This window comes from uncultured Eubacterium sp., assembly GCF_937958975.1.
GTDB lineage: Bacteria > Bacillota > Clostridia > Lachnospirales > Lachnospiraceae > Eubacterium_G.
The window spans coordinates 60,041-80,176 of record NZ_CALGRE010000041.1 but is presented as its reverse complement, the minus strand read 5'-3'; the positions used below and the strand labels follow the sequence as shown (position 1 = coordinate 80,176).

The 20,136-nt window shown below is 36.4% G+C and carries 14 protein-coding genes; 2 read left to right on the top strand and 12 right to left on the bottom strand.

All coding sequences use genetic code 11. The features are described from left to right. Positions 1-8: 8 nt before the first annotated feature. The 12 genes from Q5O86_RS07310 to Q5O86_RS07255 form a co-directional block, all read right to left on the bottom strand. On the bottom strand, positions 9-1,010 hold the full coding sequence (locus tag Q5O86_RS07310; RefSeq protein WP_302626485.1) for a LacI family DNA-binding transcriptional regulator: 1,002 nt from the start codon (positions 1,008-1,010) through the stop codon (positions 9-11). A gap of 103 nt (positions 1,011-1,113) precedes the next feature. Next, entirely contained in the window at positions 1,114-2,520 is a 1,407-nt protein-coding gene (locus tag Q5O86_RS07305) for a family 16 glycosylhydrolase (protein ID WP_302626484.1), read from the bottom strand. A gap of 94 nt (positions 2,521-2,614) precedes the next feature. Further along, positions 2,615-4,003, bottom strand: coding sequence for a family 16 glycosylhydrolase (locus tag Q5O86_RS07300; RefSeq protein WP_302626483.1), 1,389 nt, complete (start codon positions 4,001-4,003; stop codon positions 2,615-2,617). 71 nt (positions 4,004-4,074) lie between these two features. After that, a complete protein-coding gene (locus Q5O86_RS07295) occupies positions 4,075-5,031 on the bottom strand; it encodes a carbohydrate ABC transporter permease (protein WP_302626482.1) in 957 nt (318 codons plus the stop codon). Beyond that, positions 5,021-6,124: a carbohydrate ABC transporter permease gene (locus tag Q5O86_RS07290; protein ID WP_302626481.1), complete on the bottom strand. Its 1,104-nt coding sequence runs from the start codon at positions 6,122-6,124 to the stop codon at positions 5,021-5,023. The genes Q5O86_RS07295 and Q5O86_RS07290 overlap by 11 nt, the downstream gene beginning before the upstream one ends. Beyond that, positions 6,124-8,643: a DUF5696 domain-containing protein gene (locus tag Q5O86_RS07285; RefSeq protein WP_302626480.1), complete on the bottom strand. Its 2,520-nt coding sequence runs from the start codon at positions 8,641-8,643 to the stop codon at positions 6,124-6,126. The genes Q5O86_RS07290 and Q5O86_RS07285 overlap by 1 nt, the downstream gene beginning before the upstream one ends. Next, a complete protein-coding gene (locus tag Q5O86_RS07280; protein WP_302626479.1) occupies positions 8,627-10,693 on the bottom strand; it encodes a YIP1 family protein in 2,067 nt (688 codons plus the stop codon). The genes Q5O86_RS07285 and Q5O86_RS07280 overlap by 17 nt, the downstream gene beginning before the upstream one ends. A gap of 12 nt (positions 10,694-10,705) precedes the next feature. Further along, positions 10,706-11,575, bottom strand: a complete 870-nt coding sequence (locus Q5O86_RS07275; protein ID WP_302626478.1) for a carbohydrate ABC transporter permease — start codon at positions 11,573-11,575, stop codon at positions 10,706-10,708. Between the two features lie 16 nt (positions 11,576-11,591). Continuing rightward, the gene (locus Q5O86_RS07270; protein WP_302626477.1) at positions 11,592-12,539 is read right to left on the bottom strand and encodes a carbohydrate ABC transporter permease; all 948 of its coding nucleotides are present in this window, start codon (positions 12,537-12,539) and stop codon (positions 11,592-11,594) included. Beyond that, positions 12,532-15,660 (bottom strand): extracellular solute-binding protein, encoded by a 3,129-nt coding sequence (locus Q5O86_RS07265; protein WP_302626476.1) that lies wholly within the window; start codon positions 15,658-15,660, stop codon positions 12,532-12,534. The genes Q5O86_RS07270 and Q5O86_RS07265 overlap by 8 nt, the downstream gene beginning before the upstream one ends. An 83-nt stretch (positions 15,661-15,743) precedes the next feature. Beyond that, the gene (locus Q5O86_RS07260) at positions 15,744-17,420 is read right to left on the bottom strand and encodes an ABC transporter substrate-binding protein (RefSeq protein ID WP_302626475.1); all 1,677 of its coding nucleotides are present in this window, start codon (positions 17,418-17,420) and stop codon (positions 15,744-15,746) included. A gap of 333 nt (positions 17,421-17,753) precedes the next feature. Next, complete coding sequence (locus tag Q5O86_RS07255; RefSeq protein ID WP_302626474.1) at positions 17,754-18,518, bottom strand: hypothetical protein; 765 nt, start codon at positions 18,516-18,518, stop codon at positions 17,754-17,756. 338 nt (positions 18,519-18,856) lie between these two features. Between Q5O86_RS07255 and Q5O86_RS07250 the strand changes: the two genes are divergently transcribed. Both Q5O86_RS07250 and Q5O86_RS07245 read left to right on the top strand, forming a co-directional pair. Continuing rightward, positions 18,857-19,567, top strand: coding sequence for a 1-acyl-sn-glycerol-3-phosphate acyltransferase (locus tag Q5O86_RS07250; RefSeq protein ID WP_302626473.1), 711 nt, complete (start codon positions 18,857-18,859; stop codon positions 19,565-19,567). Positions 19,568-19,660: 93 nt separating this feature from the next. After that, a complete protein-coding gene (locus tag Q5O86_RS07245) occupies positions 19,661-20,128 on the top strand; it encodes a hypothetical protein (RefSeq protein WP_302626472.1) in 468 nt (155 codons plus the stop codon). Positions 20,129-20,136: the final 8 nt, after the last annotated feature.

Here is a 20,136-nt window from a genome sequence, read left to right as displayed (position 1 = left end):
TAAATTCGTTAATTTTTTCTTTTTCCACAAGAACTTCTATAAACCATTTTCGGAGAAAGCTTTGTAACTGTACCACTCTTATCTCCTTCATCATTTAGCAGTCTAAAAAGCTCATTTGCGCTGGCGCTGCCCATCTCTGTAATTGGGTTGTGTACTGTTGTAAGCGGCACGCCATAATATGCACTCAATGTACTGTCATCATATCCGATAACACTTACCTGTTCCGGTACTTTAATTCCAACATCCTGTAATGCCTGAATACATCCCCAGGCCATTTCATCATTTGCACAGAACATAGCATCCGGAATCTCTACTCCACCGGAAAGCATCGAACGCATTTCACTATATGCCAATGATTCTTCATAATAACCTCTTAAAACAATGTCCTCATCGATAGGAAGATTATTCTTCTGCATCATATCCACAAATCCCTGAAAACGATGCTTGTCATCTCCGGAATCATTTCCATGCATATAACCAATTCTCTTATGTCCAAGTTTTATCAGATGGTCTACTGCCATAGTCGCACCTAACTTGTCATCTGCCAATACACCTGAAATGTTTTTTCCTTTGCTATTTCTATCAAGAAATACCATTGGAATATTAACTGTGGCTATTCGTTTTACATAATCACCTGTCAAATCTTCATGATAAATAATGGCTCCCGCCACGCCTGATGCAATAATCATTCTGTATATTTCATCAGGTGAATTATCATTACTGACATATATATTTAAGAGATAATTATTTAATTTGCATTGCAAATGAATCGCCTGTGTTAATACTTTATAAAAGTCTCCCTGTAAACTTGTTAAAAAGAGGCCTATTGTATTTTTTCTGTTTGACTTCAATAATTTCGCATTCATATTCGGAATATAATGAAGCTTTTCTACTGCAGCTAAAACTCTCTGTTTTGTTTCTTCACTTACAATATCAGCATTATTAAAAACGTTTGATACTGTTGAAATTGCCACTCCTGCCTCTCTGGCAACATCCTTGATTGTAACCATACAATAACCTCCCAATTGTATGTACAAAGAATGAAAGGCGAATCAAAAACAGGTTACTTCTCTTCATAATTCACTTTTCATCTTTCACTATTTGTTCTTTACCCTACTGATATACTCTTACATAATCCACATACATGTAATCCTGGTAAATCTCACTGATTACACCTGTATCACTTAACTTTTCATCAATCTTAGTCCAGTATGTCGGTGTGACGTCTCCTCCAAGTGTTCCGCCTACTGCACAGTTCAGAATCAAGTAAAATGGCTTATTAAACGGCCAGATATTTACATTACTTGTTCCCTTTCCTGTTGCCACATACTTATTCGGGTCATATGTCCATGTCTCTTTTCCATCGATTGTAAAAGTGATGGATGTGGACGTCCAGATAATACCATATGTATGATACTCACTTGTGGCTGTATTTACAGTCGTGTGCTTATATTTATTTCCAGGACTTGTAGGCATTCCGTTGAACTTATTACAGTGAATTGACTGTGGGATAATTGTCTTTGTTAAATCACTTGTTGTCTCTAACACATCAATCTCACCGCACATAGGCCATTTACCATGATTGGAATCATTTCCCAACATCCATGCTGCCGCCCATGTCCCCTGACCTTTTGGTAATTTTGCTCTAAACTCTACTTTTCCATAGGTAAAAGAAAATTGATTCTTTGTCCAGAGTTTTGTGGAATACACTTTTGTTGTTTCCGGTCTCTTGATACCCACTATTTTCTTAGTCTTCGGATCCCATTCAAATTGCGGTTTGATAATAAGGCTGCCCTCTTTTACTTCACAATAATCTATCTCATAATCCTGTAATTCCTTGTTACCATAGCCGCCCCGGCCCGTCGCACCTTTATTATTCCACTTTTTCATATCTAACTTTGTACCGTTAAACTCATCATTCCATACCATTTTATAAACTCTTACACTCTTTACTGTAGAAAAAGCTGAACCGGTATAGGTTTTCTTTCCTACCTTTGCAAAAGCCTTCACCTTAAAATAATATGTTTGACCCATTGAAAGATTTTTAATTGTTGTACTTTTCGTATTGGCACCATTTACGGCTACCTGTTTGAATCCGGTCTTACTGTTTGTGGAATAATAAACGTAATAGCCTGTAGCGCCTTTTACCTTACCCCAGTTTACTTTTACACTGTTTACAGACGCAAGACTTGCTGATGATAATGTTGTCTTTGCCAAACCAACTTTTACGGGTACCTTCTTTTTGCTCTTTCCAACCTTAACTGTAATCTTACATGTTCCCGGTTTTTTCGCAGTCACTTTGCCTTTTTTACTTACTGTTGCAACTTTTTTATTACTTGATGTAAACTTTGCACCTTTTTCTTTTACCTTAATTGTTTTGCTTTTTCCAACTGTGAGAGTAATCTTTTTTCCAGACTTAATTGTAACCTTTGCACTTGTCTGTGCAGGGTTCACTGTAATAAGTGTGGCTGCCATCGCCAATGCTAAAACAATTGAAGTAACCTTTTTTAACATCTTCATATTCTCTCCCTTTCTTTCATATGTTGTGTCGGGAAACGGTCACCACGCAATGACCATATCCCAGTTACTTTCATTATTTTACCTTTTACGCACTCTATTGATATACTCTTACATAATCCACATACATATAATCCTGGTAAATCTCATTGACTGCACCTGAATCATATTTCTTTTCACCAATCTTAGTCCAATATGTCGGTGTAATATTTCCGCCCAATGTTCCACCTACTGCACAGTTCAGAATCAAATAAAATGGTTTATTAAACGGCCAGATATTTGCATTATTTGTTCCTTTTCCTGTTGCTACATACATATCCGGGTCATATGTCCACGTTACTTTACCATCAATCGTAAAAGTAATGGATGTGGATGTCCAGATAATACCATATGTATGATATGCACTTGTCGCATCACTCACTTTTGTATGCTTATATTTATTTCCCGGACTTGTAGGCATTCCGTTGAACTTATCACAATGAATTGACTGTGGAATAATTGTCTTTGTAATATCACTCGTGGTCTCTAATACATCAATTTCACCACATTTTGGCCATGAACCATAATTGGACTGATTACCTAACATCCATGCTGCAGCCCATGTTCCCTGACCTTTCGGTAATTTTGCTCTAAACTCTACTTTTCCATAGGTAAAGGAATACATATCTTTTGTCCAAAGTTTTGTTGAAAAAATCTGATTATCAATTACTTTTTTTGTTCTTGGATTATATTCAAACTGTGGCTTAATTATAAGGTTTCCATCCTTTACCTCATGGTAATCTATCTGATAATTTTGTTTTTCCTGATTACCATATCCGCCGGCACCGGTAGCACCATTATTATTCCACTTTGTCGTGTCTAACTTTGTACCGCTAAATTCATCATTCCATACCATCTTGTATACTCTAACACTCTTTACTGCCGAGAAAGCTGAACTGGTATAGGTTTTCTTTCCTACCTTTGCAAAAGCTTTCACCTTAAAATAATATGTTTGACCCATTGCAAGATTTTTAATTGTTGTACTTTTCGTATTGGCACCATTTACGGCTACCTGTTTAAATCCGGTCTTACTGTTTGTGGAATAATAAACGTAATAGCCTGTAGCTCCTTTTACCTTACCCCAGTTTACTTTTACACTGTTTACAGATGCAAGACTCGCTGATGATAATGCTGCCTTTGCCAATCCAACCTTTACGGATACTTTCTTTTTGCTCTTTCCAACTTTAACCGTAATCTTACATGTTCCCGGTTTCTTTGCTGTCACTTTGCCTTTTTTGCTTACTGTCGCAACCTTCTTGCTGCTCGAAGTAAACTTAGCGCCTTTTTCTTTTACCTTAATTGTTTTACTCTTTCCAACTGTAAGAGTAATCTTCTTTCCAGACTTGATTGTGACCTTCGCACTTGTCTGTGTAGGGTTCACTGTAGTAAGCGTGGCTGCCATCGCCAATGCTAAAACAATTGAAGCAACTTTCTTTAACATCTTCATATTTTTACCCTTTCATTCATATGCTTTGTCTCAGGAAACAATCATTTTGAAATGACTGTTTCCCAGTTACTTTATTCTCCGGTAATACCGGTGTTCTCAATACCCTCAATAAACTGTTTCTGTACCAGGGCATATAAAACTAACAATGGAGCTATTGCCATCAGAGTGGCGGCCATACGGTTTGCTTCATTTACTACATTTCCTGAGCCGCTGGCAGCACCGTTGTCAAACAATGCCAGTTTACCAGGAAGTAATTCCAAAGCGTCACCTAACATAATATTAGTTGTGTATGTCTCATTCCAGTTAAATACAAATGAGAACAAAAATACAACAAGAATTGTTGAGATTGATAATCTAATTGCTACATGATAGAACACTTTGATAGAACCTGCACCATCAATCATAGCTGCTTCATCTAATGATTTTGGAATCATATTAAAGAAGTTATAGAATATCAATATTAACATTGTTGAATATGTACCCTGTCCCAATAAAGCCATTAAAAACTGTGGTACTACAGAATTAATTAATTTAATTCCAATGATATTTTCTAATGTTCCAAATAACATAATTCTTGGAACTGTCAAAAGAGGAATTGGGAGTATAAATGCCAATATAAGCATTACAAACCATAAATTATGTCCTCTAAACGTATAACGGGATAATGCAAATCCGGTCATAGCAGAAACTGCTGTCTGTGCAATTGCAAGCAATGCTGAAAACCAAATGGAATTTATCAATGATGATGGAATATTCAGTGTTGATGTAGCATTTTTAAAGTTTTCTAATGTCGCATGCTTTGCAATCCATGTAATTGACGGGTCAATCAAATCCTTTGCCGTCATAATGGATTTAGAAATCATTTCAAAAATCGGCTCTAAAAATATAAATCCTATACAAATAAGTACAAAATAAATTGCTATCTTTGAAACAATTGCAACACCTTTTAATTTCTTTAACTTGGCAAAGTTAATTTTCTTTATCGCTGACAAATCAATTTTCTTTGCACTTGTATTTTTATTTGCCATATAACTTTGCCTCCTTTGCCTGATGTCTCTTCTGTGCAGCTAATCTTCTCTTCTGCTGCTTTTCTAATTTCTTTAATTTCTTTTCCTGTTTCTGTCTTGCCTTGATATCCTTCGGTTTTCTGTCTTTGAATAATAGGAATACAAATCCTACAATCAACAATACTATTACCGTATATATCCAGGCATATGTTGCCGCAAATCCAAGTCCGCTTCCGGTCTCACCGGTCTTTTCTTCAATTAATTCGTAAACCGGATTGATTGAGTTAAACATACCTAACTGTATTACTGTAAATACTGTAATAATTAATCCAATCTGCTTCAACATTGGAATCGTAATCTTCCACATAATCTGCCATGCATTTGCAGAATCAATTCTCGCCGCTTCGTAGATGCTTACATTAATTTTCTGTAAACCGTTGATAAACAATACAATCGGAATACCTGTAAACCAGAGAATAATAGACAACTGGTCAAATATTCCCGCAAGCCCTGAAGCAAGTGCCGGCGAATAGCTGTGAATAATCTGCATAATAAAAATATTTGAATATGCATTTGCTTTTTCTGCGGCTGCATTAATTTTATCAGCTGCTGTTTCTGCGGCACTCTGTACCTGCATAATCTGTGTCATAACCGGACCCGACATAATTACTACAGGAAGGAAATAAATTGTTCTTAGGATTCCTTTTCCTGTCTTAATCTTGCAGAGCAGATATGCAATAATAAATGATAATACAACTACAATAAATGTATAAGGTATAATCATCTGTAAATACTTCAAAAGTGCCGGTAAAAACTCTGTACTGCCCACAAATGCTTTCACATAGTTGTTAACGCCTGTAAAATCAATTTGATATCCCAATGTCGTTTTCTTTACATTTGTAAAGCTCAAATATATTGTCGCTACAAAAGGGAATAATGTAAATGCTGCAAAACCAATAATCCAAGGTGCCATAAACATGTAACCTGTTCTATCCTGTCTCTGCTGATATGTACGCATTTTTTTCTGTTTCTTTGGCTTTGCTGTCTTTGTTTCTTTTACAGCCTTCTTCGTTTGTTCAGGAGCTGTTGTCTTTTTAATGTTTTCTTCTGCCATTATTTAACACCTCCCTCTATAACTTTTGCACTCATTGCTGTAACTGTTGTACCGTTTACTGTCACATCTTCGTCTGTATAGTTAATAATAATACTCTTTTGACTTCCGTCTTTCACATATTTGTTTGCAATAACACCATCCTGTAAAACTTTTCTTCCATCCCACTGATATCCGATAACCTGTGACAATGGCTCATTTACAACTTTATATATCTTCTGAACCAATTCCTCATACTGTTCAAACTCTGTTGAATAGTAATCTGAAGAAGTTGTCGAAGCCAATAAATAGGATGGCTCCTGTGTCAATACAAATGATGGCGAAATATTATAGTCTATCATTCTTAACTGGTCCGTCGCTGAGTAGAATGAGAAGTTTGCATACGGTGCGTAAACTTCCATTGTACCATGAAGAACCATCTGTAAAAACGGAACTGTATCTGTCTCATACACATACTGTGATGTTCCGACAGGTGACTGTAAATACCTTCCTGCATATTTCCATAAATAAAGGTTTGGATTTACAAGATTAATCTTTGTTCCATTTTTATTTATTTTTTCGAGTGCATCCTGATATAACTTAATTGCCTGAGTAACTGTTGTATCGGCTCCGTCACTGCTATATGTACTTAATAATACGTTAGATGCTCCATCGATTGTAAATGAAGGGCTTAAACTTCCCAAGTCTTCATATAAATCTTCTATCCACTGCGCTGTCTTCTTTGGTGCAGCATATCCGTATTCCGTTACCGGAACATTTTTCGGAAGTACGCCTGACTTGTCGAGTTCTAAATACTGTGTATTCATATGCTTTGCTGCATTATTATAGTAGCTCACCATATCTTCGTTAATCGTTGTAAAATCCCTTGAAAATGAAATATCAACATTCTTCTTTTTAAAATCGGACATTAAATCTTCAAAATCTCCCTCTTTTCCTATGGAGCCTGAAAAACTTGTGCTGTTTGGTTTTGACAATGTCTGACCACCACTCTGCCATCCAATCAAACCTGAATTAATATTGCTGATTCCATCCTCTAACAATTTGTCAAGAATATTTCTGACATCCTTTGTCGATGTAACTGCAACTTCCTGTGTTGAGAAAACACCCTTTTTCGAATCTGACATAAGGAAATCTATTCTGATAGGAATATCACTTCCCTCTGCCGTCATTTCTGTCAATATACCATTATCAATCAAATGCTGTCTGTAGGCTTTTGCCATTCCGGCATAATCTGCCGATGGTTTTCCATCCTTTCCATCTCCACTCAGGAACTGATATGTCATAGAAATATCAAATTTATTTGGCTCATCCTGAATCTTTCTGTATGATTCGCCTGCCTGATTGATAACCTGATAAAATTCTGAGTTAAATTTGAAAGAAGGATATGCATATGTATATCTTACTTCACCCTCCTCTGTGGATGACGGTGCTGCATTAATTGACATAAACGCATCACCCTTATCTGCATAAGCAACAAATGCCGCCTGAGTTCCGTCACCGTGTGAAATACCAAATACAGGCATTGTTGGATTTTTGACCGGAACAGCATCTCCTAATGAATCATAGTATGTAAGCTGTATCGACGGATCTTCTCCATAAACTTTACCTTTATATTCACTAAACTTAGCCTTATTATCAGAAAATCTTACCAATGCACCACTTCCGTCAGGAATCAATGCATATCCCGGTGTAATTTCTTTTCCCTTTAAAGTAACCCAGTCTTCCTGATTCTTATCATATGCTAAAGTTGCACCACCACTTGTTCCAAGGAAAGGTGTGATAATAATATTAGCAATTTTTGAAACTGCATCACCTGTAATCTCTTCATATGGAATATCATAAGTGATATTTCCATCTTCACCGAATGTAATATGTACATTCACGCCTAATTCTTCTTTTTCAATACCGAACAGGCACTCTAAAACATATTCTCCATTTGCCTTGTTTACTTCTTTCAGACCGGATGTTCCATCATGTCTGTCATATGCAGCTGATGAAACTCTTGTTGTCTTCATTGATTTTCCTTCACCTGTATAATACTCTACGGTAATAAGGGAATTGGCAAACGCAGCATACTGGTCATTTGTAAAAGATGAATCCTTTGGTGTATTGGCAATCTCTTTTACCTGAGCTACCGTCAAATCAAACTCTTCTGCATAATCTTTGATTTCTGAAGGGTCTTTATCTTCCTTCGCACTGTTCACTACATCCAAAGCCTCCTCAATCTGCGTAGGGAGCGCAATGTCAACACCTGTTTTCCAAATGTAACCTGTCTTTGTATTTTCCACTAAGATAATGTCTCTGTCATCTCTGAAATAATATTTGTAATCTCCTCTTTCACATAGGAGTTCATAAGCATTTGTCTTCTCAAGACCTGATGTCACCTTATCCGGCGCCGGTCTTGTATCTCTATTTGTATTCAGGAACGCTGCTGCGACAGCGGCTCCCAGAGAAAGGACACATAAGAGACATACAACAAGTGCTGTTATTTTTAACTTTTTATATTTAGCTGCCTGTAACATTTCTTATAATCTCCTTTCCTACCGTTAATAAGAAGTCATATAACTGTTCCCACATGATAATAACCACCAGAACAACAATGGCTGCAATGAGCATAAATACCACTGTTATAATTAAACTAACTACTGTATTCTTAAAATCATAATCATGTACTGTTGAAAGTCCTTCAAAAATAACTGCAATACTCCAACCTAATCCGATTATCATAATTACTGTAAGAATAAATGACTCATTATATGTCAACACATATGACATTCCTGTTGTGATTAACATACATATCATAACCGGCATTAATCCGTATGCAGGAATCATATAGACCTGTTTTAATGTTCCATCACCATCTGTAATAGATGTCACAAGATAATTACATATGATAAAGAGTATAAGTATTGCAAAGAAACCTACAACAACAGCTCCCATATCCATGTCCTCTACCTTTGTATACTGGTAAATAAATCCTTTTCCTGTCTGATACAACATATATACGCCAAAGAATACAATATAAATAATTGTTGCCGCTGCCACAGAGCCATTCTTATGTACCCTGATATCATAGTATCTGTCAATCGGATGTTTCGCACACTTAAATGCATATCCAATTTCACCAATGACCGGTATATTCTTTAATTTCTGTCCTAATGCACGTTTTTTCTTTTTAATTACCTTATTTTTATCAACAAATCCAATAATAATTCTAATCGCTACAAGTATGATAAGAATAATAAGCACTGTTCCAAGCCATTTCTGTATCGACTTATTTCTTACCTCCCAGAAAGCGTCGGAATAACCGTCTCTATTTCCGGCAATTTCAAAATGTTCCATTGCCTTATCATATTCTTCATCATTATAATAAGCCTTTGCAACACCATTGTGTGCTAACACGGACATCTGATTCAGTCTTAATACATAACTCCAATCTTCCAATGCTTCTTTGTAATCACCGTTCTCGTATTCTTTCAAAGCTCTGAATATTGTTGTCGCATATTCTGTCGGTGTAAACGACTGCAAATAGCCTTTCTTGCCATCCGCTGTCCAGATATTTCCGTTGTTATCAATTGCAATTGTTGTCAATGATGAAAACAAACCGGAAACGTCCGTATCATTTGCCTGCTCACCAAGTGAAAAAATCACTTCTCCGGAACTTGTATATACCCATATATATCCCTTAGAATCACTGGCATAAATAATGCCATTATCATCTGCTGTTACATCTGTAAACGCATCACTGGCAATAACTCCGTTATTAAACATATTTTTACCATTTGTACTATGTTTCTTTAACAAGTCATTACCTGTACCCATACATACAGAGTAAGCTGTACCTTCTCTGTCTACAAACACATTCGAGAATGTAGATGGAAGTGTGTTCAATGCTGCTGATTTCTTTTCCTGTTCTTTAGTGTAAATCAACTTTAAGAACATCTGCTGTGGTGTGAGTTTCGATTTATTGGATGTAAAATAACCTAAAAACTCACCTGTATTGGCCAACTGAATAATTCCGGCATACACACCCTCAGATACAATATATAAGTTGTTTCCACTGTCAACAGCAATTTTGCTCGGCTCATAGTTTGTGCCTGCAAAAATTGGAGCTGTCGGTTCATCATATCTTCTCACATATTCAAAATTTTTCGAAAATCTGAATACCGTCTTTGCTCCACCATCTGCAACATAAATCTCTCCTGCATTGGTTCTAAAAATACCTTTTGGAGTATCAAACCCTGCAAAATCCTTAGAAGCAATTGTTTTCTTATTTAAAATCTTAACGACTTTTTCTGTATTTAAATCATAAATTACAATTCTCTTGTTTCCGGTGTCAACGATATATGCCTGATTATTTTCGTCAATAATCATATCTTCCGGGTCAGAGAGACCTAATTCTGTGATTGTTCTGTCTGGCAAGTACGCATCCTGTGTTCTCACGAGTTCATCCTGGTCATCCATTGTATAGGTATAACTTGTTGCCTGAGATGCCGCAACCGGAAGAACAGTCATTGCAGCGAAAATCAAAGCCAGAAACAGAACCAATGATTTTTTCCATAATCTTCTCATTTTTCTGCCTCCTTACTTGATACCTGAACTTGCCATTGTGTTCATAACCTTTGACTGCATACATATGAATATTATAAGGTTTGGAAGAAACAGAATCAAAGATGATGCTGCCACCATACCTGCCGCTGCCACTGCGTTATTTACACCAATCGAGGTACAATAGTATGTTAAAGTTCTTAAGGTTTCGTTTGTTATATAGTTATTAGATGTCTCTACATTCTGCCATACCTGCTGGAATGTAAGAACAACAGATGTCGCTAATGCCGGTTTTGTAAGAGGGATAATTACCTTTCTAAGAATAGTTATATCACCTGCGCCATCTACTACTGCCGCCTCAATCAAGGCATCCGGTATACCGTCTACGAACTGTTTTACTAAGAACAATCCAACCGGCATTGCAATCAGCGGAAGTATATGTGCAAACCAAGTATTATATGCACCTATATTTACAATAATCAAATATCTTGGAATTGCTACCGCTGTGGCTACGAACATAAGAGCCATCTGGTTTACTTCCCATAAAGCACCTTTTATCTTAAATTTTTTCTTTGAAAATACATAGGCTGCCATAATTGTAATAAGCAAGTTCAATACGACAGTAAGTATTGTGACAATCATCGAATTTAAGAAATATCTTGACATTGGAATACCTGTAGAACCCGCTAAGTTCATAAGGTTTTTAAAGTTATCCAATGTTGGGTTATGTACCAAAATCGTCGGTGGAAATTTGAACAACTCACCAAGCGGTTTAAACGCATTGCATATCGTAAATATTACAGGAATTATCATGATTATTGATAAAGGAAATGCAATAGCGTGGAACTTTAACTGTCCTTTAGAAAATCTTGAAGGATTAATTCTATTACCTTGAAAATTTGCCATTTATTTACACTCCTTTCTAATATTCATCTTTTTCTGTAAACAATACGTTTGCTACCTTACTGCACACCCATACCAGACAGAGAAGAGCAACAGAAACTGCCGCTGCATAACCCATCTCATATCGCACAAATGCGAAATCCTCAATATGGTTCGCAATTAACTGTCCTGAATAACCCGGTGTTGGGTTTGCACCTGCAAGCGCTACACCAATCCAGCCCATGTTAAATGCATTTACGATGGACATAACTGCACCGAATAACATCTGCGGTTTCATGGATGGAACAGTAATATATATTATTTCCTGTGCTCTATTCTTAATTCCATCTACATATGCCGCCTCATACAACTCCTGGTCGATATTCATAATACCCGAAAGCATGGACAAAAATCCAATACCCATAGATGACCACAATGATATAAATATCATAATAACCATAAAGTAATCGGAGGATATCAACCACTGTATCGGTTGATTAATAAATCCCATTCTTTGCAAGAATGAATTTGCAAGACCGGACTGGTCACCCGAAAAGATAGTCTTCCAAACAACCTGAATCATAACCTGGCCTGCCATAGAAGGGGTATACATCGCCAGCGCATATAAGGTTCTCGCTCTCGGTGTCACCTGTGCAAGAATCCACGCCATAATAAATGATAATATATATCCGCCTACACCTACTACCAAAGCGTAGAGAACAGTGTTTGGAAGTACATACTTCATAAACACTTCGTCACCGGTAATAAGCGTAATATAGTTTGTCATTCCCGCAAATGATGGTGTATTAATAACATCAAAATAGGTAAAGGACAATCCTATCGCAATTACAATAGGTAATAAAATAAACGTAAAAAACAACAATCCATACGGAAGTAAAAGCATAAATGAATGAAATCCTTCAGTTTGTGTAAACTTTTTACTGCTTTTATTTTTTGCCGCCTTTGTTGCCACAGCTGCACTACTCATTCGCATTTACCTCCTCTTCCGGATTCGCTTTCGCATTTTCCTGATTTTCTTTAATCCAATCGTATCCTCGAAGCTTGAACTTTTTAACCATCTTTCCATCTTCATCATAATATCCAAGTTCCTGCATTTTACGAACAATTTCTTTATTAACCTCATTCTTCGCTTCATCAACTGCAACCTGACCTACAGTACCATCAAATACCATTGTAGTCCAGATGTTTGAGATTGTTCTCTCAAGCAGATACTGACCAGGTGTTCTTGTGACGTCTGTCACATAATCAATCTGCTCTGTAATAATCTTCTTATCCGCTTCGTCCATAGGATTATTATCTAAAGCTGCCCTGTTTGCTGATAACCAGAAAAATGTCTTTCCATAGGTAGAACGAAGTGTATATGTGTATTCCGTCTGGACTTTTTTACTCGTCCACCATTTCAAAAACTCCCAAGCTTCATCTTTCTTATCGGAATCCTTGAAAATAACTCCACCTGTACCATTGGCTACGAAAGTTCTGTTAACAGTTCCATCTTCCTGCTCCGTTCCGAGGTATTTTGAGATTGCCCACTTACCATCCAATTCTTTTGCACCGTTTTTAATGAGCGTATAATCTTCCATACCGATAATACCAATAGGATTTACTGAATATCTAAAAGAGTTAAAGAAGGTCTGTACGGATGTTTCAAGGGAATATTTTGTAAATAAATCTCCGAGTAATGAGAGTCCTTTTACGGCCTGCTTTGAATCAATACCTGTTTTTACAAGGCCATTTTCATCCTGTACATATAATTCTCCACCATTCTGTAAAGCCATCGGTGATGTCTGATAGAACCACTTGTATCCTGTCTGTCCATTGGCAATATTGTGATAGAAATTCATTCCGTATCTCTGAAGCGTTGGAAGAATATCAATCAAATCCTGCCATGTATCAGGAACTTTTAACCCTAAATTATCAAAAATGTCCGTTCTGTAGACAACTGCATTAAAATCTGTTGTCTCAGGTATCGCATACATTCCTTCATTATATACATACGATACAAAAGAACCTGTCGGGAATCTTCTTGCTACCGTCCAGAAATCGTCGAACTTGCTCAAATCATACAAAGCTCCACGACTTGACAGGTCGAATGGTACATATGACATAAGACCCAACGCAATATCCGGTGTTTCATCTGCCGCAATCGCTAAAGTCAGCTTATTAACATCCGGCATTGTTGAAACTTTTACTTTAATATCTTTTCCTGTCTTTTCTTTATAATAAGGAACAAACTCTGTATCCGCCATCTTCTGAAGTAAATCAACATGTGTGATTGCCCTGTTTACCCAAATCGTAAGTGTACCTTCATCCTGTTGCGCACCTGTCGCATATTTTTCGGATGTAAACGTATTTACCAGGGTTCTGACAGATGTCCACATCGAGCTTGCCAAAGAAGGATTTGCCTTTTGCAACTGCTCCTCATCACCGTAAATATAAATTCTATCTAATATAAACTCATTAGATGTAATTTCTGTAGTAAAATTACTGAGTGATACCAGAATAGAGTTGTCTGCTCCCGTCAAATCCGCTGTGTGAAGTGCGATTTCATCCGGATATTTTTTCATATCCTTAATAAACTGCTGTGCTTCATCAAGATATGCTAAGATAGCGCCTGAATTACCATTCGGTGAATAATCCTGCAATAAAAATCTGATATGCTGAATCATTGTCTCATAAGCTTCTAAATAGTCAGGTATTTCCGGAATATATCTTGTCATTTTCCAGTTTCTTTCCGTATCTACATCACTACCTGTAATCTTAGTAATCTCTAACTGAAAATCTGTTATATGCTGCTGTAAAAGAAGTGCATTTCTGTATGCTTCCATTACAGGCTCGTTTTCCTGCTTAATGGAAATCGTATGCTTACCTTCTGTCAGGTAGAAATTAAAATTATTTCCATCTTTGTCAGCCAGGGTCATGTTTTCATAACCTGATGATACCGGTTCAAACGCATAGTTATATAACTCTGCAAACGGAACCTCTCCATCTATTTTTATAGTTTCAAACGACTGGAACTCTTTTTTTCCGTTATCGTAATGGAATGCTATATTATAATTGCCGGTTTTCTTTACTTCAAATGTATATAAAATCTCAATACCCGCTGCATTCCACTGTAATGTATTTAACTTTTCATGATCTATGTTGAATCTTGTAAGTGAAGTTTTTGTTTCCGTACCATATACGGCATCTGTTGAATTTTTCTGTGTATAATAAACTGCATCTATCTCCAACGCATCCTCTTTATCGGTGACAAGCTTTGCATCTTTATGTTGTGCGGCATATTCTTCATACGACGCTACATTTGTCTTTGCTTCTCTGGCTTCTAATTTTCCAAGTGCCAAACCGCCTGAAGATACATTCTTAACAGATATCGTATTCACACCTTTTTCTAAATAAAAACATAATGGTTTACTCGATACATATGTATTATCAAACAAATATGTATTCGTCCATTCCTGAATCCTGTTCTGACTTGGAGCCATCTCATCTCCATAACTGTCTAACGGAAATTCTTTCTTTTGCTTGCTTCCCACATATGTATTTTTATCCTCATCAGCCCACAAAATAGGAAGTGCAATTGTATTCATCTCTGAATACTGCTGCTTTCCGTTAACCATAAGGCTCACCGTGTAATCCGACAAGGACTCTCCAACGGATATGTAATCAATATTTAGATAATACAATCCTGCTTTTTCTACATTTACTTTATATTCTGCCGATTCTGTATATCCCAACTCAATAATATTTGAATCGTAATCTTTTACAGATTCAGGTGTAGTGTCATTTGCATCCTCTTTTTTCTTCCTGTCAAAATAAGTATTCACATCACCGCCGTTTTTTAAAACTGCCTGATGATTTCCCTCTCCGATATCTGTATTATTTTTAATGAAATCGGTATAATAAGTCTCCGGTTTTTCTCCATCATCGAGATAGGCGTTTGCCAGCAAATCATATGCCTTTTCTAATTTTTGACTATCTGCATCTTTAATATGTGTTACTTCTGTCTTAAAAACAAACTGATTAAGACACACAGCCGCAACAATGACACACACTATAGCGATTACAATAGTAATAATTTTTCTTTTCATTGTTGTCCTTTCCCTTGTTATAAAAGCGGAACTACTATTTGGGTAGTTCCGCAATTACTTATGTGATTGATTATAAGTTACGATTATTTAAAGTCTGCGTCCTTAAATCCATAATATTCTTTTAAAGCGTCTTTCAACTGTGACTGTGCAGTATCGATACGTTTGTTGCATGTCTCATTCCAGTCTGCCAATCTTGACTTAACATTATCTGCCCAGTCCTTATCAGTAAACCATGCGCCTGCAACTTCTTCCTGACCACAGTTAACCCATTCGTAAAGTGTATTGGTTGTATCTCCGTTTTCTGAAATTGTACTCGTCCAGCACTTGTCAATGTAATCCCATGTCTTTCCATCCTGCCAAATCTTAAGCACTTCCTGGAAACCTTCTTTGTCTTTATATACCTTATGAGCGTCAAGGCTGTTCCAGATTTCCATCTGTGCGTCATAATCATCTCCGGATACCACTGGGAATGAATCTCCTGCTGCTGATTTCAACTGTCCATTATCTGACCACTGCTGGTCGAATACTGCCTTTCTTGCAGCTGTACTTGCTGTCCAGAATGAAGCAAATGTGTATGTAACATCGAGTTTAGCCTTTTCTTCATCACTCCACTCAGCATTCTTATCGTCTAATGCATAATTATGAAGACAAATTGGATCCATAATTAATTTAATAGTATTCTCACAGTAATCTGTTGATGGATATGGGTAAATATCCCAATCAGATGATTTGATGTATGCATCGCTATCCTTTGCTGATTCATCAGCACCTGCTGTAAGGAACCAAGGGTCTTCAAAGTTAACCAATGCTCTGTTGTTTGTGAAATAGTACCAGCTATATGCTGAACATTCTTTTACAATATCCTTTGTAATATTTCCTGCGCCTGCTGCTACGTCAATTGATTTTTCAGCCCACTTAGGGAAATATTTCAAAAGTGATTTTACTTCGTCACTGTTCAAATCAACCTTATTATTTTCTGTAATCATTTTGTTAATTGTGTTCGTACCAAGGTTAACAATATTTACAGGAGTACCTTTGGAACCCCAGAATGACTTTCCATCAGCCTTTGATACAAAACGTGTATATTCGTCAATTGTCCAGTCAGCCTTTGGAACGTTAATATTATTGTCCTCAGCTAACGCTTTATTAATCCAGATACCACCCGGAATCGTATATGATGGAAGACCTGCCTGAAATCCATAATAATTAAGATTATTCATGAGTGACTGATTATATTTCTTGTATGTTTCGTCGTCTTTATAAACAGACAAATCGGCAACTAAGCCTTTTTTAATATCGTTTGTCACATTTGTTGAACCCCAGATATCCGGATACTTTCCGTACTTAGCCTGGAAGTTTTCCATTTCCTGCTCCCAAGGTGATGTGTTGTACTGGTCAGGGTCACCGACTTTTGACCAAAGATTAATTTTAATGTTCGGATATGACTCGTGGAATTTCTGTGCCACTGCATAAACCTGTGCTACATTACTTGCAACAATCTTCTTAGGGTCCGATAACTTCTTACCTGCCGCGCTGTCAGGATTTCCGATATCCTCATAATATTCTCCATCACCAGACCATACCATAATAGATACTTCTCCAGTTGTATCTTTTGCTAATCCTGTTGTAATTCCTAAATCGTCTCCGCTCTTCTTATCTGAGCCTTTCTTATCGGAATCACCACATCCTGTTAATACCATTGACGCACCAAGTGTCAATGATAAGGTTAAAGCTAATGCTTTACGGCCTAATTTTTTCATTCTAACATCCTCCTTCATTTTGAAAAAATTTATTCACCTACATTAGAATCCACATAGTGATATTCTTAAAACGATTTTATCACAAGCATATGTACAAATCAACTGTTAAAAACGATTTTAGTCTATTTTTTCTTGTTATATTTTAACAATGTGTAATGCATGGCTGTCATATAATTTTACTATTTTTCACAAGCTTTTTTTGTATACTTATTCATAATCACAATATTTTGTGAAACGTTTTTATTACAAATACATGATATTGGGAATATGATAAAAGGGGACAAAAAAAAGAACCTACAACTAGGTTCTTTTTTTCTACATTTCTATTTAGAATTATTCAGCATCTCTTTTTCTTGCGAAAACAACGATAACTGCACCTGCAATAATTGCTGCTGCTGCACATGCAATTGGTTCAAAATCACCTGTAGCAACTGTAGATGAGTTATTGTTTGCCGGTGTTGTTGTGCTTGTACCTGCATTTGTAGCCGGCTCATTATTCGTTGCACCTGCTGCTGCTAATGAATAATCACTACATGTCACAACTGTAGATTTTCCAGCTGCGTCTCCATCTCCATCACTGATAGATTTCTGTCCGCCTTCAGCCCATTTATAGAGTTCTTTTTCGTCATCTCTATCACCAAAGTCTCCACCTAAACCGAAGTAGATTGAATTTGCGTCGCATTTTGCTGTAAATGTTTCATCTACAGTAACGCTGCTTCCTTTCTTTACTTTAACCCATTTAGCAAAAGCAATGTTATCCTTTGTTGCAATCTTAATAACAACCCATTTATCTAACTTACTTGACTTTAATGTACATTTCAGTGTATACTGCTCACCTTTTTTAATGCTGACCTTTGAGTCGCCATCCTGGAATACCTGATATCCCCAAACGCCGCCCCAGCCGATTGTATCCATCGTAGCTGTCCAGCCTGTTGCTGAGTTTTCTTTAAAGGAACCTTCTGATGCCTCATACCAGACATTTCCTTCAGAGAAACCTATGTAATGTCCCCATGTGCCTGCTGCAAAACAGTTTGCACTCATACCAACTGTAAGTGCTACTGTAGCTGCTAATGCGGCAATTCTTTTTAATACCTTCATTTTATTTCCTCCTCTTATATGCGAACTTTTATCGTTCAATATATAAAATGAGTATAGCACGAAGACTATATTTGTTCAATAAATAAAAACATTTTTATTATCCTTTCTAACAATTTTTACAATATGTTTCGTGACATTCTGTACACTTTTAACAAACATAATATTCAAATATTTACAATAATATGTTAAGATACACCTTATGTAGTTAAATTTTCCAGAAAGTCCGGTAATCCGGTGACTGTGGTAAATTTAACAATCACAGCAATTACCAAAGTAAAACAAACTTGATACTAATTTGTATTTTCTGGGAACAAAAGACTTATTTTAGGGAGGTTATTATGATTCGTCTTATTATTCTTGTTATATTTCTTATTATTTATTTTTTAATTTCATTGCCGATTCAATTAGCAGAACTAATTATAGAAAAGTTTAATATGGATTTAAGAAATAAAAGCAGTCTTTCATTTGTAAATTTTGGTCTCAAATGTGTCTGTATTATATCGGGTGTCAAATTAGAAGTGAATGGATATGATAATATTCCAAAAGACCAGGCTGTCCTGTTTGTGGGAAACCATAACAGCTTATATGATATAATAGTAACTTATCCGCTGATGAAACGCCCTACCGGATTCATTGCAAAGAAAGAAATTAAAAAAATACCATTCCTAAGTTGGTGGATGTATTTTGTAAACTGTATATTTTTAGATAGAGATGACCCGAGAAAAGGACTTAAGTCTGTTTTGGATGCTGCTGATTTGATAAAAAACGGAGTATCTATTTTTCTTTTTCCTGAGGGAACCCGCTCTAAAGATGGAAAGCTACACGAATTTAAAGACGGGGGATTTAAAATTGCCACAAAATCAAAATGTCCGATTATCCCTGTCGGCATAACCGGTTCTTCAGATATCTTCGAAAGACAGTTTCCACGCATAAAATCGGCAAAAGTAACTGTCACTTTCGGAACACCTATATATACCTCCGATTTATCAAGAGATGAACTTAGGAATATTTCTGACCATGTGCATAAAGAAATATCAGATATTATATAAGAAAAAGTGATTTTTACTTCCAATATTTTATTGTAAATTCAACTATTAAATGATAAAATATCACAAGATTACTAAAAAATATGGAGGTACATAATGAATATTTTAAATAATGTTGCACCACTTGTGGCACTTAGTGGATTGACTATCACTCTGATTGTCATTGCCGCAGTTTTATTGATTGCCGTTATTGTTCTTTATTTTTTCGGAAAAAAAGCAGAAAAAAAACAAGCGGAACAAGAGCAGGTCATGAAAGAAAACGCACAGACTATCAGCCTGTTTGTTATTGATAAGAAAAAACTTCGACTGAAAGATTCCGGTCTCCCAAGTATTGTCTTAGAACAGACACCTAAATATGCCAGACGTGCAAAATTACCAATTGTAAAAGTAAAAGCCGGTGCCAGAGTAATGAATCTAATCGCTGATGCCAAAATCTATGAACAGATTCTACCAAAGCAGGAAATTAAGGCTACTGTTAGTGGTATCTACATTACTTCTTTTAAAAGAATCCGTGGTCCTGTATATGAACCACCAAAGAAGAAAAAAAGATTTAGAAGAAAATAAGATGTATA

Bases quoted from the DNA above. Each gene is read 5' to 3' on its own strand.
- Q5O86_RS07245 (WP_302626472.1), top strand. From the start codon at position 19,661: ATGAATATTTTAAATAATGTTGCACCACTTGTGGCACTTAGTGGATTG.
- Q5O86_RS07255 (WP_302626474.1), bottom strand. From the start codon at position 18,518: ATGAAGGTATTAAAAAGAATTGCCGCATTAGCAGCTACAGTAGCACTT.
- Q5O86_RS07265 (WP_302626476.1), bottom strand. From the start codon at position 15,660: ATGAAAAGAAAAATTATTACTATTGTAATCGCTATAGTGTGTGTCATT.
- Q5O86_RS07300 (WP_302626483.1), bottom strand. From the start codon at position 4,003: ATGAAGATGTTAAAGAAAGTTGCTTCAATTGTTTTAGCATTGGCGATG.
- Q5O86_RS07275 (WP_302626478.1), bottom strand. From the start codon at position 11,575: ATGGCAAATTTTCAAGGTAATAGAATTAATCCTTCAAGATTTTCTAAA.
- Q5O86_RS07310 (WP_302626485.1), bottom strand. From the start codon at position 1,010: ATGGTTACAATCAAGGATGTTGCCAGAGAGGCAGGAGTGGCAATTTCA.
- Q5O86_RS07250 (WP_302626473.1), top strand. From the start codon at position 18,857: ATGATTCGTCTTATTATTCTTGTTATATTTCTTATTATTTATTTTTTA.
- Q5O86_RS07280 (WP_302626479.1), bottom strand. From the start codon at position 10,693: ATGAGAAGATTATGGAAAAAATCATTGGTTCTGTTTCTGGCTTTGATT.
- Q5O86_RS07305 (WP_302626484.1), bottom strand. From the start codon at position 2,520: ATGAAGATGTTAAAAAAGGTTACTTCAATTGTTTTAGCATTGGCGATG.
- Q5O86_RS07295 (WP_302626482.1), bottom strand. From the start codon at position 5,031: ATGGCAAATAAAAATACAAGTGCAAAGAAAATTGATTTGTCAGCGATA.
- Q5O86_RS07270 (WP_302626477.1), bottom strand. From the start codon at position 12,539: ATGAGTAGTGCAGCTGTGGCAACAAAGGCGGCAAAAAATAAAAGCAGT.
- Q5O86_RS07290 (WP_302626481.1), bottom strand. From the start codon at position 6,124: ATGGCAGAAGAAAACATTAAAAAGACAACAGCTCCTGAACAAACGAAG.
- Q5O86_RS07260 (WP_302626475.1), bottom strand. From the start codon at position 17,420: ATGAAAAAATTAGGCCGTAAAGCATTAGCTTTAACCTTATCATTGACA.
- Q5O86_RS07285 (WP_302626480.1), bottom strand. From the start codon at position 8,643: ATGTTACAGGCAGCTAAATATAAAAAGTTAAAAATAACAGCACTTGTT.